General features: G+C 41.3%; 13 protein-coding genes and 2 pseudogenes. All 15 read right to left on the bottom strand.

Annotated features, from left to right (window positions below):
• Positions 1-278: pseudogene (locus EO132_RS04805) on the bottom strand (IS3 family transposase); the annotation flags it as partial.
• 110 nt (positions 279-388) lie between these two features.
• Positions 389-676: pseudogene (locus tag EO132_RS04800) on the bottom strand (transposase); the annotation flags it as partial.
• Between the two features lie 65 nt (positions 677-741).
• On the bottom strand, positions 742-1,098 hold the full coding sequence (locus tag EO132_RS04795; RefSeq protein ID WP_127136838.1) for a hypothetical protein: 357 nt from the start codon (positions 1,096-1,098) through the stop codon (positions 742-744).
• 66 nt (positions 1,099-1,164) lie between these two features.
• Positions 1,165-2,841 (bottom strand): hypothetical protein, encoded by a 1,677-nt coding sequence (locus EO132_RS04790; protein ID WP_127136837.1) that lies wholly within the window; start codon positions 2,839-2,841, stop codon positions 1,165-1,167.
• A gap of 95 nt (positions 2,842-2,936) precedes the next feature.
• Positions 2,937-3,857, bottom strand: a complete 921-nt coding sequence (locus tag EO132_RS04785) for a leucine-rich repeat domain-containing protein (protein WP_205780314.1) — start codon at positions 3,855-3,857, stop codon at positions 2,937-2,939.
• Positions 3,858-3,928: 71 nt separating this feature from the next.
• A complete protein-coding gene (locus EO132_RS04780; RefSeq protein WP_205780313.1) occupies positions 3,929-4,750 on the bottom strand; it encodes a serine hydrolase in 822 nt (273 codons plus the stop codon).
• A 152-nt stretch (positions 4,751-4,902) separates the two neighbouring features.
• Complete coding sequence (locus tag EO132_RS04775) at positions 4,903-5,682, bottom strand: DUF6090 family protein (RefSeq protein ID WP_127136835.1); 780 nt, start codon at positions 5,680-5,682, stop codon at positions 4,903-4,905.
• Complete coding sequence (locus EO132_RS04770; RefSeq protein ID WP_127136834.1) at positions 5,679-6,404, bottom strand: DUF6090 family protein; 726 nt, start codon at positions 6,402-6,404, stop codon at positions 5,679-5,681. The genes EO132_RS04775 and EO132_RS04770 overlap by 4 nt, the downstream gene beginning before the upstream one ends.
• Before the next feature lie 41 nt (positions 6,405-6,445).
• The gene (locus tag EO132_RS04765; protein WP_127136833.1) at positions 6,446-7,213 is read right to left on the bottom strand and encodes a DUF6090 family protein; all 768 of its coding nucleotides are present in this window, start codon (positions 7,211-7,213) and stop codon (positions 6,446-6,448) included.
• The gene (locus tag EO132_RS04760) at positions 7,210-7,959 is read right to left on the bottom strand and encodes a DUF6090 family protein (protein ID WP_127136832.1); all 750 of its coding nucleotides are present in this window, start codon (positions 7,957-7,959) and stop codon (positions 7,210-7,212) included. Before EO132_RS04760 ends, EO132_RS04765 begins: the two co-directional genes overlap by 4 nt.
• Positions 7,959-8,648 carry a DUF6090 family protein gene (locus tag EO132_RS04755; protein ID WP_164732270.1) on the bottom strand — a complete coding sequence of 230 codons (690 nt, stop codon included), beginning with the start codon at positions 8,646-8,648 and terminating at the stop codon, positions 7,959-7,961. Before EO132_RS04755 ends, EO132_RS04760 begins: the two co-directional genes overlap by 1 nt.
• A 332-nt stretch (positions 8,649-8,980) precedes the next feature.
• Complete coding sequence (locus EO132_RS04750; RefSeq protein ID WP_127136830.1) at positions 8,981-10,198, bottom strand: permease; 1,218 nt, start codon at positions 10,196-10,198, stop codon at positions 8,981-8,983.
• A gap of 138 nt (positions 10,199-10,336) precedes the next feature.
• Positions 10,337-11,803, bottom strand: coding sequence for a Gfo/Idh/MocA family protein (locus EO132_RS04745; protein WP_127136829.1), 1,467 nt, complete (start codon positions 11,801-11,803; stop codon positions 10,337-10,339).
• Positions 11,804-11,936: 133 nt separating this feature from the next.
• Positions 11,937-13,487, bottom strand: a complete 1,551-nt coding sequence (locus tag EO132_RS04740; RefSeq protein ID WP_127136828.1) for a prolyl oligopeptidase family serine peptidase — start codon at positions 13,485-13,487, stop codon at positions 11,937-11,939.
• Positions 13,488-13,779: 292 nt separating this feature from the next.
• Positions 13,780-15,951, bottom strand: a complete 2,172-nt coding sequence (locus EO132_RS04735) for an endonuclease MutS2 (protein ID WP_127136827.1) — start codon at positions 15,949-15,951, stop codon at positions 13,780-13,782.
• Positions 15,952-16,058: the final 107 nt, after the last annotated feature.

Here is a 16,058-nt window from a genome sequence, read left to right as displayed (position 1 = left end):
GCCCTGAAACGGCTCCCGTTGTACAACTGGTCCGAGACAAAATCCATGCTCCAACATTCGTTCAAACTGGAGGCGTTCCCCTCTGCGGGCTGTCTGTGTGCGGCGGAACGGTTCCGTTTGGGCCGCTTGCTCCTCAGGTTCAGCCCTTCCTCACAATAGACCCTGTACATGCGTTTGTGGTTGTCCATGAAACCCTCCCGTCTCAAAAGAATATGGATACGCCAGAACCCGTAGCGTACCCTGACAGCGGCAATCTCGTTCATTCTCATGCGCAACAGTTCATCGCTACGGCCCTTGGCCCTGTAATAGAAAACACTCTTGTGCAGCAATACGAGCTTGCAGCAACGCTGGATGGAAATATTGTACTCCATCCTTATATTATCGACCATCCCGCGCTTTCGGGACGGCCTCAGAACTTTTTTTTCAGCACGTCCTGTAGGATCTGTTTGTCCAGACTCAGGTCGGCGACCAGTTTCTTCAACTGTGCGTTCTCCTCCTCCAGGTTCTTCAGCCTCCGGAGTTCGGAAACACCCAGCCCACCATATTTCTTCTTCCAATTGTAAAATGTGGCCTCACTGATGCCCATCTTGCGACATACCTCTTGGATACGGGTCCCCGTCTCCACCTGTTTAATCGCAAATACGATCTGCGATTCTGAATACTTTGATCGTCTCATATGCAAATACTTGTTTAAAGTTAAACATTTATTCGCCCGGAAACTCTAGTTTTAAATTGTCCGGTTTAACGGGAGGAGGTCACGACCTTTGTGTTTATTCGGGGATTATAATTCAGCCTGTTAGTTTGTGTTGGAGAAACCTCAGTTTTTATAATTCCGCTCACATAAAGTTCTCCATCAACCTTGAACTCAATTATATCAATCGGATTGAAGGAAATCGGATTGCTTTCAGTATTCGTTTTAAAATTAATTTTGTCAGGATTTTGATCCCAGTTTCTATAGTCTATGTATCCATATAATGTATCGGTACTTTTTTTAATTACATATCCAGGCAAATAATTCCCATGAGAAAGTGCTAACTGAAACGTCAGCATCCCTATTAACAGTAATCCAATTTTTTTGAATCTTTCAATTTTGTTCATATGAAAATATTTTGATGGTAATGGCTACAACGCCAATAGAATATGGCGAGTTGTGTTCCGAGCGCTTTATTCCGTAATGATTTTTAAATGCTCATCCGAGCCCGTCATTTGCCAATGTCCCAAGGAAATAGGGATGTTTCCGATGCTGTTCAAGGTGTCAAAAAAGTCCTTTGGGGCAAAGGGTTCGCCCTCCAGTTCCTGTAGTCGGGCATAATCGGCCAAGGCAGCCTCCAATAAATATTTACCGGTAATATAGCTAGATCCATACCCGGGTTGGCGCAGATAGAGGTGTTGCTCAAAAATGAGCAGTTCTTTTTCGGTCTTCATCCAACCACGCGGGGTGTACTCGCTGTGGATGCCTCCGGCCTCTTCCATGGTCATTTCATTGGCATGGGCATATAACGAGCCCAAACCTCTGGCGGCACGCTGCGCAATCATAATGTATACGATCTCTTTGGTTCGTGGGCTGTCGTTGTACAGTCCGGCCTGCATAAACATTTCTTCCACGGCCGTGGCGGTTCCTTCGTTCCGGGAATCCCAAATGTTGTACAACAACGGGCCTTTCCTGATTTCGCTTTTGTGGGGCTCCAAATCCATACGTGCCAGTTCAAACCAATGGTAAAAATGGGAGTAAAGGGGTCTGGCATCGTAGTGTTCTCCAATAGCGAAGAAATTACGTTTTTCCTTGGGGATAAATTCCCCCAAATGCTCGCGTAGGGCAGGGTCGAAATACGGTTTTACGGTAACGATGTCCTGTTGCTCCAAAAAGTCCATCAAGCTTTTTGCGGATGCATCGGCCATTTTATCATAGGCCTCTGGGGAGTCCGCATCCTCCAGTTCCGGCAGGTTCCTGTTGTTGTGCTCCACCAATTTTAAGGAGGTCCATGCGCGGGCGAGTTCCCGTTTTAAGATCATGACCTCATCTTCCCATGTCAACGGCACCAAGTGTACATTTTGCATATACCAGGTGTAATTGTCCTTGCCAATGCCCGAAGGGCCGGTTTTGGATCCGGATTCAGTCTCCAACCACGTAACAAGGTCGTTGGTGGACGCTATGGCCTCATCGATAACGGCAAGTAGTTCGGCATCGTCTTGGAGCGCATCGTTCTTTTTTAAGTCGGTGAGCACAACGCTCTGGTTTTTGATGTCCCGGATACCTGTGATCCATAACTCCCGAGCGTTGCCTGTTAAGTTTTTCTTGGCTTGGGTGTAAAAGGGTGCAATTACTTTTAGGTCGGACAATAACCTGGAACGTTCCTCGGTGGATAAAGGAAAATTATAGGTCCACAGTTCCGTAGTACCATGATTGGTGGGTCCCTCGTGGGCGGGCACATCGCTTTTAGCGGTCCAGACCACTTTGTAATAGGCGGGATCGCGCACCCACGGTTGTAAAACGCGCTGGTTGAAGTCGTAGCCGTTCATTTCGGCCCATACGATCATCCAATCCACTTTATTTTCCACGGACCAGTTGGTGGTGTCGATGCTCTGTAGTTTTGACTGCAATTCCTTGAAAGCTGGCCAACGTTTTTCGAAGGTTTCCGCGGTGTAATCGGGAGCTCCATCCAAAAGTGGAGGATTCTCGAACGTTCTCCATTCTTTGAACAAGGCCACTAAGTCTTGATAATCGTTGGAAGTAAAATTTTCGGTTGAGGTCGGGGTTGCTGTAGCACTTTCTTTGGTATCGGTTTTACAGCTCAGCAAGAGCACGAATAACAAAGGAAGGATAAAGTTGGTTGTTTTCAAAGGTTGATGTTTTTATGGGTTTCAATTTCGGCGAAATATCCTTTAAAAACAAGAGTTCCAGTACATCGTTTGTGCTGTTTGTACTATCCTAACCCTTATTCGCAAACTTCGTTCAATTCTTGGTATTCGGATATGGATACCGTAGGTATTTCCTGTCCGCTATGGATTTTGATACAGCTTAAATCCGGGTTTCTATCCACTCGTAAATCTATGAGCGCTGTATTTTGGCTCACATCCAAACGGGTCATTTGGTTGGATGATGCATAAAAATACATCAGGTTCGGATTGTCATCAAGGTTGATGTGTTGCAGCTTGTTATTTGAAATCAATACGGTCTCCAGAGATGGATTGGCACTAAAATCTACCGAGCTCAGTTGGTTGGTGGTCAACAAAACACTTTTTAGATGGGGCGCTCCGGACGAATCGAAGGTTGTTAATTGGTTATCGCTGATAAGAAGATGTTCGATGGATGCATTGGAAATGCTAAAATCCTCAAAGTAATTATAGGATAGGTTCAACTTCTTAAGTTGACCAGCATGTTCCAGTCCCGTAATGGTATGCAGTTCGTTTACCAGAACATCGATTACCTTCAAATTTACATTGTGGCTTATATCGATAGTGGTCAGGTAATTGTTTTGAAGAAATAGAGTATCCAATTTGGTGTTGGAACTTAAATCGATGTCTTCAATATTTTGTCCGGCTGCTGATAAAAAAGTGATATTTGTGAATCCTTCGATGCCTTTCAAATCCTCAATTTCGCCAAAGTGGTTCTCAAGGTTTAAATCCAATCGATTGACTTGTTCCGCATCTTCCCGTAACATTTGCCTATTAATGGTGCCATCGGTATCGATGCCTTGTTCAATGAGCATTTGTTCAAAATGGTTGTCCGGAATCAATAGGTATTGGTTGTTTGGCAAATTATCATTGCCATTGTCTTCGGAGCAGGAGCCCATTAGAAAAAGGGCGGAAATAAAAATAAAGGCAAGGCATGAACTTGCCATGTTGGAGAATGTCATTCTGATTGTTTTTTGATGATGAGCCCATATGACTAGGAATCATCAAAAATGTTACATCTAAAAAAGGAAAATCAGCGGTTTTGTTCCATCAAATAATCATAAATGGTTTTTGATATGTCCGCCAATTGTTCTGTGCCCTTGTCAAAGTCTTTTAAATTTTTGGAGAGCAATACCACTACATAGCTACGCCCATCTGGTAAATACACAATACCGGCATCGTGGTGGACCCCCGTTATGGAACCTGTTTTATGGGCCACTTCAACAGCTTTGGGGAGCTTGGCGGGTATCATATCATTGAACTGTTGGTCTTTTAAAATGTCAACCATAGCCTTGCAGTCCGTTTCGGTTCCTGCTTTGTTCGTGGCAATGGACTCCATAATGACCAGTAGGTCTTTTGCTGTTGTGGAATTGCTAAGCCCCAATTCATAAGCCTTGATATCTTCAACACCGCGTAGGACTTCGATTTTATCGGCACCGAGATCCCGCATGGTCGCCGTCACTTTTTTGGCATCCACGAGTTCAATCAACACATTGGTGGCCAAATTACTGCTCACGGTAATCATACTGTACATAAGATCATTGATGGCCACTTTGGTGTCTATTTTATCATAGATCACATCATCACTGTCATCCGCGATGTCCATACGGTACGGACTGCCGTCAACAATGCTTTTAAACTCATTGACCAAAAGGATGGAATCGTTCAGATTGATTTTCCCTGAAGCCTGTTGTTTGAAGAGCTCGATCATCACGGGAACTTTCATGGTGCTGGCGGCATGGAACTCTTCGTTTTGATTTATAAAAAGGGTGTCCGTAGGGTCAGAAAGATTCAAAAATGCCACAGCAACATCGCCTTCAATGGAATCGATTTGAGTTTGGACTTTGGTTTCCAACGCTTCTTTTGGGGTTGGTTTGGGTTGACAGGCCGTTATGCAGTAGCAAAAAATGACAGCTAGTATTAATTTGGTTTGGTTGATCATATTGGGTTGATATAGTTTTTAGAAAGTTCTAGTTTTCTACTTTGCGAGTCAAGTTTTTCAAAGGTTTAATTTTCTGCTAATTCCTTTTCTATCAAATCAATGGTTCTGTTTGTGATAGTTTCAAGACTAAACTTTACCCAAATCTCATCGCTGTACTGATTTTGATAAACCCTGTATAGATCTAGGAAGGTTTCACCATCTTTAACCAAAGTTGCAATTTCATCATCGGGTAACCTAAAATCTGGATGCATGGGAATTGTCGGATGTATCTTTAAAGCTTCAGGAGGTTCATACACCAAACCTAACTTGGCCCAAAGCTTGTCAAATTTATTATCAATGTCATTGGTGTATAGTTGACTCCCTTGATCTCGGATTAAATTTCTGGATTCTATATTATCCTTTAAAATGGAGAGGTGTTGTTTGAGCGTGTCACTCAACATGACAAATTTCCCTGATGCGATAGCTTCTTCCTGAACAGAGGTTAGAATGCCCAATTCACCATAGTACTGCATTTCCTTTAAATACTGCTTAAGGCTATCCATGGGAATATGTAGTGATCCGGTGGAGAATTGGAGCACTTTGTTCAAAATTGCATTGCTGTTATGCAAACCTAGGATATGGTGTTCCATTCTCAATTTATTTTCCATTAGTTCTGCTTTGATGTTGAGCATCAATTTTTTCTTGCTGGCTTCTTCCTTTCGGTGTTCGTTCCAATTATTGATTTGAAGTGCTAGAAGAATACCTATTACTACGAGAACAATCTCACCTAAGGCATATTTAAGGTATTTGCTGGTTTTACCTTCGTTGAGGAGTTTTTTGCGGATGTTTCTGAAGAACTTGATCATGGGTTGCCACTGTTTAATTCCTTATCTATCTCCTCTAGAAATTGATTCGTCCTGTTCAGAAGTGTTTCAGCTTCATCGAATGTGTAGTTAATGTGGTAAATTTCTTTTACCAGTACATTTTGAAAAGCACGGTCATTGACAAGCCCTACAAAATCGGAAGGTACTGTCCTAGAGGCCAAGTCTGGATCTCTTCCATCTCTAGTATACCAATCAGTCAATGAAAAATAATGCTCCAAAATAGGCCGATGTTCATTTAAGACTAGTTTTTTAGCATCGGTTTCTTGTTCTTTAAAACTGGATAGGTAAGACGGGTAGGCAGTAAGGTATTTTTTAAGGCTATCGTTGGAAATCAATTGTAGGTTTTCTGAACTCAGAACAACATTTAAACTTCCATCAAAAATTTTTGTGTTAGGGAAAAAGGTACCAGTTAATTGAGTTTTTATGGTTTCGGTAATTTGAGCATTGTTGTACCCCAAATAAGACAGCTGTTTTTCTAGCCTTTCCATTAATTCGGGATAATAATCCAAAGATTTCAGAAGATTGGATTTGGTGGCTTGAAAATCCTCTTTTAGTGAATATAAAAGCTTTTTTTCCCTGATCTGCTCTTTCCTTTGTTCATTCCAATTATTGATCTGTAGAGCAATCAAAATCCCAACAACGACCAAAATGATTTCCCCCAAAGCGTACATTAAGTATTTGGTAAATCGATTTTCTGTCAACATACGTTGCCTAATTTTTCTGAAGAATTTAATCATGAAGGAGTTTATTTGGTTGGGATAACTGACGGGTAGGCTTTTTCGATATGCGTTATTAGGTTTTTTGTTAATTCATTAGTACGCTCTAAAGAGAAAATGTATGAAGTGTAAGAGGCAAACAAATCTGCATAGAGATTTTCAAAAGCCATAGATTTAATAATGGGGCCAACATCAACGTAATTGTCACTTTTGGTTATTTTGTTTGGGTACATTTCATGCATCAAATTTTTTAAACTCAAATTTTCGCCTAGAAAGGGAACCATCCTATTTCTAAATACATCAACTGCTGATACATTCAATGCAGTAATATCATCAATGGAGTTATTGTAGTCCTGGAGTTCATTTAAAAGCGTTCTGGAATGGCTGAACCCAAAACTTTCTATACCTAGTATCCTTTTCAACTTTTGGTTAATTGGTGTAAAACTGGTGATTTTTGATGATTCAAAAATATGTTCGTTTAGCTCTTTGTTGGTCAATGACTTTAGGGAATCATTGCTTATATTAAGCAGGAAAATTACTTCTTGGTTTATTTTTTCAATATGCTGTTGGTGTTTTGTGGTTACTATTAAGTTTTGTTGTAATTCATTATATAGTTCTTTCGCAATTACCAATTCTTTTTGAAGCTCTTTTCTATGTTCGTTCCAGTTGTTGATCTGTAGAGCGATCAAAATCCCAAGGACCACCAGTATAATCTCGCCCAGTGCATACAACAGGTATTTGGTGAATCTATTTTCTATTAACAATCGTTGTCTAATTTTTCTAAAGAATTTGATCATTTTTCATCTATAGTTTGAAGCGCATTGATGACTTCTTCTGTTTTTTCGGAAACCAGCTCATAAATCCTGATTCTTGAGGTAGAAAAGTCTACCTTGGAATTTAGCAAATTGTCAAAAACCGTGATAAACTCAACATCGTCCATAGCATCCCAAGTTTTTGATTTGAAGTTGTCGTTTATTCCAAAATAATTATACTGTTCAGGTTTTGTGGCCAGTAGGTTCTGTGCTTGTGTCGCATGTAAATAATCTGCTAAGTACAGTTCTATGATATCGTTGTATTCCTCTTGAGTTGCCGTAAGTTCCAGCATTAGATCTTGTATGTGTTTAGGGTATAATTGTATGTCTCCCGAAGACTGTAAAGCTTTTAAGGTCTTGTCGTTGTAGTTTTTTTTGTTGTCTATATGTATGCGAAATTCAAATCTTGCAATCTGTTTCATGGTATCTATAGTTGCACTTTCTAATTTTAATCTTTCATGAAAGTCTTTTAGAATCTCAAGCTCTTTCTCAATGATTTCTGTGTTTTTTCTAAAGTCTGTGGTATCTTGTTGCAGCTCTTTTAAAAGAGACTTGGTATAGGCACTTCTTTTGTGCAAACCTTTTCTATTTTCGTTCCAATTGTTGATTTGAAGAGCAATCAAAATCCCAAGGACGACCAAAATAATCTCTCCGAAGGCATATTTGAGGTACTTTCCGGTTTTACCTTCGTTGATGAGTGTTCTGCGGATATTTCTAAAGAATTTGATCATTATGGATTCAATTTATATTTGTAGCTTTTTAAAGCTTCAATCACTTCATGGTTTTTGATCTTTACTTCTTCGATGTGTTTTAACACAACGAAATTTAATTTTCTGAAAAGGACAAAACGGGATTCCATTTTGGAATTCTGAAAAATGTGTTTCATTTCTTCTAGGGAAGAAGAGGAATCGAAGGGTTTTAAAGCATCATAATACTCAAGTTGAAGTGGAATTAAATATTCTTGCAAATTGACGTTCAAGAGTTCAATTGCAGCATTCATTCTGGTAGTTTGAAAAGAATATTCCATAAGCTTTTCCCGCAACTCCAAATCATTGATAAGTTTAAAATCCTCCGCATGATTCCGAATCAAGTTCGAGCCATCATTCATTTTTATATAAGGTAAAAGATTGCCGGGATAATTGGTGCTTTCCAAAGAATTGGCAGTCCCTTGACCGATAGAGATGTAATGTCCAAATAAAATGGCATCACTTTTAACACTGTTGAGCCTTCCAGTGAATAAAATGGAGTCCGCGATAGATTGATCTATCATCTTATCGACTAAATTAAACTCCAATAATGTTTCTTTGCGTTTTTCATTCCAATTATTTGCTTGTAACGCAATCAAAATCCCAATGACTACTAAAACAATTTCACCAATGGCGTAGAGGAGATATTTGGAAAATCTATTTTCGTTCAACAAGCGTTGACGTATTTTCCTGAAAAATTTGATCATTTGGTTAGGTTGAGTTACCAAATTCGGTTATTTCTTGCTTAAAATCAATAGGTTATCGGTAATGATCTAACTTAATTATCAACAATCCATTGTTTTTATACAGCATTGAGGAGTTCCCACAAATTATTGTAGCTCTGTCATTTCGAACCGACCGGAAGGAGTGTGAGAAATCTTTCTTGTTTAGATTTCTCAATCGTCGCTTCGCTCCTCATATCGAAATGACCTGTGGTGTGATGTGTCATGTCGAGCGCAGTCGAGACATCTGTATTGTTTGGCTTCTTCCAGGTATGGACCCTAGGTTACCCCATAAATTTTAAGACAATCCCGATAGCCAACCACACATAGCAGACCATGGCTATCCATTTTAGGATGTTCTCCATGAGCGGACTTTTAGGCGCCATTTCTTTATGGTGCTTTACGTTTTTCCATTTAAAAAAGCCGAAGTAGGCCATCAAACCGGATAGGGCAACAAAGGCCAGGTTCAGGAAAAAGGTATAGTCGATGGCAAAATGTTCTTTGTCCGTGATGCCTTTATCGGTGCCCTGTGGAATCAAACTGAACAGGTCAAATCCGTAGTGGAGCAGTAGTGATGCCGCAATTAAGGAAGTAAATAATAGAAACAGGATAAAGAGCGAAATTTTCCAACCGTAATATTTCGCATTGATGCGCAACACGGGAAACACGACCAAATCACTAAAAATAAAGGCCATAACCCCCGCAAAACTCACGCCTTTGCCATAGAGCAGCGCAGCGAGTGGTATGTTGCCCATGGAGCCGATAAAGGTTAAAAATGCGGCAACGGGCCCCACAATTACATGTTCTAGCAACGTGAAAAAACCAAACGATTGCTGTCCCTCTCCCGTATTGATGAACAGGGTCTGAAAAAAGGAATCAGGGACAAACGCAGCAACAATGCCTGCAATGGTAAACCCGACCGTGACATCCTTCCAAACCATTTTCCACTCCATGCCGTATTGCTTGCCCACTTTCGCCCAATTTTCATGTGAAGTGATTTTTTCGGTCAAGGATTTTTCATCAGCATGGTCTTCATTGGTTTCATCAAGACGCTTTCTTGCTCTTTGAATCAATTTTTTAGGGTTGATGATTCGGATAAGCAACCAACTGGACAGAATAAGCAACACACCACCCACATATTCCCCGACCACAAACTGCCAACCCAAAAAGATGGATATGATAATCCCCAACTCAATGACCAGATTGGTGGATGCCAATAAAAAGGCTATGGAGGAGACAAAGCTTGCCCCTTTTTTAAACAGTGATTTGGAGGTGGCCAGTGCCGAAAAACTGCAAGAGCTGCTGATAAAACCAAAAAAGGTGCCCAGCAACACACTCTTCCCACCTTTATCGCCCATGGTCTTCTGCATTCGCTTTTCGGTAACAAAAACCTGTATCATGGAACTTATGAGGTAGCCCAATGCAAAGGCCCACAATGCCATCCAGAAAAATCCCAGGCTGGTGTATGCAGCTTCTCCCCAGTCTTCCAAAAATTGATTCATGTGATATGTTCTAAATTATGCCTATCAAAAAAAGTAGGTTTTTATAAGTTCAGGGTTTTTTCGTCCAATTCAAAGCAATCCGTCCATAAAACAAAAAAGACCGCAATTTGCGGCCTTTTTAATGTATCTGTGTTCAGCTTATACATCCTGCATTTCCCAACCTTCGCGGTAGGTGCGGGTAACAAACTGATTGGCATCTTCAAAATTGGTAACTTCCATATTATCGCCATCCCAAAGGAGTTTTTTGCGACCGTAGAACTCCATATTGCCTTCTTCATTTTGTCTGCGCAACATGTAGCTTCGTATGGCCAAGTTACCCATCAGTACGGTTTCGGTCATGGGGCCTGCGTAGTCAAACGAAGAAGTCAGACCTTGGTGTTCTTCACTGCCAAAGCCAGCTTTACAGGCATCCACCCATTTGCGTTGGTGTCCGTATTCTGGTTCCTCCATTTCTTCAACCTCTGGGCCAAACTCCGTAGTACCGTCGTTCAGGTATAGTTTAGGCGTCAATGGCGAACTATCGTTGATATTGGTGGAAATCACACCGTTTTCCCCATGAATCAACACACCATTATAGCTTCCTGGGCCTCCAATATCACTGTCGGCAGGAATGATTTCCGGGTGCGAAGGACGTATCCCTCCATCACTCCAGGTCATGGTCAACGGAGAACCTGTTTTTTCGGTGGCCTCATAATTCAAGGTAATGAACGAGGTTGCGGGACATCCCTCAGGATTATAATCGGGGTTCCACATTTGGGAGAATACGGTTCCCACGCTGCATTCCGCAGCAGTTGGGTATTTGAGTTTCAAGGTTCTGTATGGAATATCGATTAAGTGACAACCTACGTCGCCAAGAGCTCCGGTACCGTAATCCCACCAGCCTCTCCAGTTAAATGGATGTAGGTTGGGTGTGTACGGACGCATAGGGGCAGGGCCTAACCATAGGTCCCAATACAAATCTTCTGGCTTTTTGCCGGGTTCTGGGCTGGGCATGGAATAGCCTTGCGGCCATACGGGACGGTTGGTCCATATTTCCACTTTACTGATGTTTCCCAATTTGCCTGAATCCACCCATTTTTGGACCATGCCCAATAAGGGATTGGAACCGCCTTGGTTTCCCATCTGGGTCACTACCTTTTTGTCTCGCGCCATTTGGGTCAGCATACGGGCTTCGCTGATGTTGTGGGTCATGGGTTTTTGTACGTACACATGCTTGCCGCGTTGCATGGCGTAGGCCGCAGCGGGTCCGTGTACGTGGTCTGGGGTACTGATGGTCACGGCATCGATATCCTTAACGGTATCGAGCATTTCGCGGTAATCGTTAAAAAGCTTTGCCTTGGGAAAGCGCTCCACAGAGCGTTTGGCAGAGCCCGAAAAGTCCACGTCACAAAGGGCAACCACATTTTCGCGTCCATTAACGGAGGCATTGGCAATATCGCTAGAGCCTTTTCCACCTGCACCAATGGCGGCAATGTTCAAACGGTCGCTGGGAGCCAGGAAGCCAGGGCCGCCCAGCACATGCCGGGGAACAATGAAAATACTGGATGCCAAAGCGGCGTTTTTAACAAAGTTTCTTCTGCTTTGGGGGTTGGTTGTTTTCTTCATTTTTTGTTTACGATGTTTAGTTTCTATTTGCCAAACAAGATAAGGAAAAATGAACGGAGCCTCGTTGGGATTTTGTGATATGTGTAAAATATGATGGAAGGTATCTAGTGAAAATAAATTTTAGTCGCAGAACCTATTCCCTCAATTGCTCCAATCGGTCGATAGCACTTTGATTTTGCGGGTTTAATTCCAACGACTTTTCAAAACTCTCAATAGCCTTTTCCTTCTTCCCCATAAATAAATATCCTTCAGCCAAGCTATCGTAAAGATTTGCTGATTTTGGATAAAGATGTAAAGCCAACAAAAAGACATTAACTCCTTGTTTTGCCTTTTTGGAATCAAAGGATAATCGAAGGCCTAACATGTTTAACATCCCTTCTTGTAGTTGAAGGTTTGGGTGTTTGGTAACGGTTTTTTCATATAGAGGGATTAAATTTTGATAGTCTTGTTTAAGTGCCAAATCGTTGAAATCTTTATAGGTGAAATCTTTCTCAATAGCCCGTTTGGTTTGTTTGGAAACCAAAGATTCGGAAAAGCCATTTTCAACAGGTTTGTTTTCAATAAAATCCCTCGCCTTTTTATCATTCTTCAGTGTCGCATTTAAAAACTGTAAAGTATGATGACAAAGCAAATTATAGGAAGTCATTATTTCATCATCGCTTTTATCTTGTCTTTTATCTCTGTTCGTGAACAAGACACCAAAAGAACTAAAATATGAATGTGTTAGATCGTGAAATCTATATCTATAAATAGTACTGTATTTTAAAGAATCATATAATTGGAATTTATAGTTCAATTCTTCGGGAATTTTATCACTAGTGATAACTTCTTTTGGAATCTTTTTTTGAGCAAAATGGATATAAGGAATGGTAAACCTATCCAAATTAAAGTATGATGAATTTTCCAAGACAGGGTAATTGTACCTTTCGGTTCCGTCCAAGCTTACGATTGCACTTATATTTTTATTTTTCATAATTGTTATAGCGTTGGACAACCCGCCAAAGCTAAACCCCATTAGCGCAATTTTTTCTGAATCTATATTTTTGTGATTTCGAATTTCCTTCAATAGAAATTCCACATCCCTGGATTGTGTTTCCATATCTTTTGTAGTTCCGCCTTCCAACCAGCGCGTATTTGTTCCCCTTGAAGGGCTTGATATCACAACAAAACCATTGCTGGCTAAGTATTCGAACAATGCAAAGTTCTCAATTGAAGAGGCTTGATAACTTGGTGCATAAACTACCACTGGAAAATTTTCGCCTAAATATGCAGGATTGGAAAAGGCATTTACTTTTTCAGAAAGATGTGATTTGTTTTGTGGGGTATTCCATAAATATGGAAACCAATCCAACAGAAAGTAGTTTGGTAGATTTTTCCATTCTTCCTCTTCCTTCAAAACCTCCAAATAATTTAAAACGGTCAACTGCTGGGAATTCTCATCTTCTATTTTTGCGGGATACCAAATACTAATAGGAATTGGCCTCTCGATATACCGGTTGTTAAACTCATTATGAATTCGGTAGGTTCTCGTGCTATCATCTATTGTATAATGCCTGAAGCCTACTTTATGTTCTCCTGCTTTTAGATTTATTCCTTTTAATGATGTCTGTCCATAAGATGTTGTGACTAGAACGATACAGGTTATGCCTATTAATAATCGCATTATTTCTGAATTAGTGTTCATAGTAAAGATGCAATCGTTGGAAGATTGTTACAGGTTTTTGGCATGCAGGTAACTACAACAATAAACAATGTTTCAATGCTTTTTAGCAACACACACTGAATCAAGTTCAGCACAAGTAACGAAATTCGTAGAAAAAAACTTTGCATACAATAGGCTAAGTAGTTGACTTATGAGGAGTTGTCAACACTAAAATCATGGCAGCGTGTCATTTCGAACGGATGTGAGAAATCTGAGCATACCAAAGAGATTTCTCAATCGTCGGTGCCCTCCTCATTTCGAAATGACAATCAGGTTATTTCTTAGCCTCCACCAAATCCAATTGGTCCACGCTCACGTTGGTGGTAAACATGCCATAGTTGACCACGGCCTTGCCTTTTTCCAAAGTGTCGATAGTGCCTACGGCCTTACCATCCATTAAGCGAACACGGTCACCGATTTTAAAAACGGGGCGGGGTTTGTTCTTTTCGGCCTGGATTTCTTTCTTCTTTTTTATTTTTTTCTCGACCCGAACCTTTTTTATTTTTTGTTCGAGTTCTTGGGCCACTTGTTTTTTCTCCTGCTGTTTGGCCTTGGCCTTCTTTGCTGTGGTTTTTTTACGCTTGCTGTTCTCGGTTTCCACAATGCGGAGCATTTCCGAAATCAACGGGCGCTTCTTTTTGTCAATGAAGTATTTCTCGGCAGCGGTATTCAATTTATTGCCCAACTGAATCATGCGCTGGTTGTGGTCGTACATTTCTTGGTAGCTCTCCAACTTGGATTTAATCTTGGTGTTGAGCTGTTCCAAACGTTCATTTTCCTCGCGCGCTTTGCTTTCCTCTTCTTTGAGCTTGGAGCCCGTCTCCACCATTTTACTGCGCTCTTTTTGCAGTTTGGCTATCGTGGCATCAAAACGGACCTTTCCGCGTTCTATCTTCTTCTTGGCCTTGTTGATCAAGGAGTAGGGGATGCCGTTCTTTTGGGCCACCTCAAACGTAAAGGAGCTTCCCGCTTCGCCCAAAACCAACTGAAAGGTGGGTTCCAGTGTTTTGGAATTGAATAGCATATTGGCGTTGGTGGCATGTGGCAATTCGTTGGCCAAAGCCTTTAAATTGGCATAGTGTGTTGTAATGACTCCGTAAGCTTCCCGTTCGTAGAAGACTTCCAGGAAAGCTTCGGCCAAGGCACCTCCCAATTCGGGATCACTTCCCGTTCCGAACTCATCGATCAAGAACAACGTCCTGTCGTTGCACTTTCTTAGGAAGTGGTTCATGTTTTTGAGTCGATAACTGTATGTACTTAAATGATTTTCAATGGATTGGTTATCTCCAATATCCGTTAAAATCTTATCAAAGAAACAAACGGAACTACGCTCATGTACGGGAATCAGCATGCCGCTTTGAAGCATCACTTGAAGCAATCCGATGGTCTTCAATGTGATACTTTTTCCACCTGCATTGGGCCCGGAAATCACAATGATTCTGTTTTCCTGATGCAGTTTTATGGTCTGTGGCCAGGTCTTCTCATTTTTTCTCTTGTTCGATAAATAGAGTAGAGGGTGGTACGCATCACGTAGAAACAATTCCCGCTCCTCATTGATTTCGGGCAACAAGCCGTTCATCTCGTTTGCATATTTTGCCTTGGCTGCCGTAATATCAACATCTGACAGATGTTTTTGGTACTCCTGAAGCAATTCTAGATAAGGTCGGATTTCGTCCGTGAGCTTGTTCAAGATGCGTTGGATCTCCTCTTTTTCCTCAAACTCTAGATTATTGAGCTCTCGGGTGTAGGATAGTGTGGCTTCTGGAACAATGTACACAATGCTTCCCGTTTTGGAAGTGCCCATAACGGTGCCCTTTACTTTTTTGCGGTGCATCGCCTTTACGGCCAGCACCCTGCGGTTTTCCATTACCGACTCACGTATTTCATCCAAAAAGTCGGAAGATTGACAACGCCCAAGGGCAGCGCTAAAACTTTGGTTGATTTTACCACGCACGCTATTGATTTGGCTTCGGATATAACGTAACTCATCTGAAGCGGAATCCTTGATTTCCCCAAATTTGTCGATTACATCGTCTATGGCGTCAGGAATCTCGGGATGCAACTCCAGGGCATTCACTTTATCAAAAAGTAACGGATAGTATTCCTTGAACTTTTTAAAGAATTTCTGATGGATGGCGACAGTCTTGCAGATGCCACCAATCTTTCGAAAACCAGAAATCTCCAAGGTGCTGTTGTCGATCTTGAGCAATCCCAATTCGTTATTGATATGGTCGAAACCATGATTGGGGATACGGTTGTCGTTGGAAAAAGAGGCCAAATACTCCGAAGTCTGCCCCAATACATCCATTAATTCGGCTTTGTGGCGGAACGGTTGTATGGTAAGCGCATCTTCTTTGCCCAATTCTGTGTTGCATCGCGCGGCGATTTGTGTCAATACCGTTGGGAACTCTAGATCTTGAAGTGTTTTGGGGTGAATGTTTTGCATCTTTTTCTACTAGCAGCGCAAAGATAGGATTTTGATGTGTTTTTGAGGCCTGCCCTTTTAGCAAAAACAATTCGCTTTGCGTACTTTTGATTCATACCTGAATTCTT

It is taken from the genome of Flagellimonas oceanensis (genome assembly GCF_003992595.1).
Classification (GTDB): domain Bacteria; phylum Bacteroidota; class Bacteroidia; order Flavobacteriales; family Flavobacteriaceae; genus Flagellimonas; species Flagellimonas oceanensis.
The sequence above is the reverse complement of the archived record's forward strand: the minus strand, read 5'-3'. Positions and strand labels throughout refer to the sequence as shown.

Excerpts from the sequence above, each read along its gene's own strand:
- EO132_RS04735 (WP_127136827.1), bottom strand. The coding sequence starts at position 15,951 with ATGCAAAACATTCACCCCAAAACACTTCAAGATCTAGAGTTCCCAACG.
- EO132_RS04765 (WP_127136833.1), bottom strand. The coding sequence starts at position 7,213 with ATGATCAAATTCTTTAGAAAAATTAGACAACGATTGTTAATAGAAAAT.
- EO132_RS04770 (WP_127136834.1), bottom strand. The coding sequence starts at position 6,404 with ATGTTGACAGAAAATCGATTTACCAAATACTTAATGTACGCTTTGGGG.
- EO132_RS04750 (WP_127136830.1), bottom strand. The coding sequence starts at position 10,198 with ATGAATCAATTTTTGGAAGACTGGGGAGAAGCTGCATACACCAGCCTG.
- EO132_RS04745 (WP_127136829.1), bottom strand. The coding sequence starts at position 11,803 with ATGAAGAAAACAACCAACCCCCAAAGCAGAAGAAACTTTGTTAAAAAC.
- EO132_RS04785 (WP_205780314.1), bottom strand. The coding sequence starts at position 3,857 with ATGACATTCTCCAACATGGCAAGTTCATGCCTTGCCTTTATTTTTATT.
- EO132_RS04795 (WP_127136838.1), bottom strand. The coding sequence starts at position 1,098 with ATGAACAAAATTGAAAGATTCAAAAAAATTGGATTACTGTTAATAGGG.
- EO132_RS04775 (WP_127136835.1), bottom strand. The coding sequence starts at position 5,682 with ATGATCAAGTTCTTCAGAAACATCCGCAAAAAACTCCTCAACGAAGGT.
- EO132_RS04760 (WP_127136832.1), bottom strand. The coding sequence starts at position 7,959 with ATGATCAAATTCTTTAGAAATATCCGCAGAACACTCATCAACGAAGGT.
- EO132_RS04740 (WP_127136828.1), bottom strand. The coding sequence starts at position 13,487 with ATGAACACTAATTCAGAAATAATGCGATTATTAATAGGCATAACCTGT.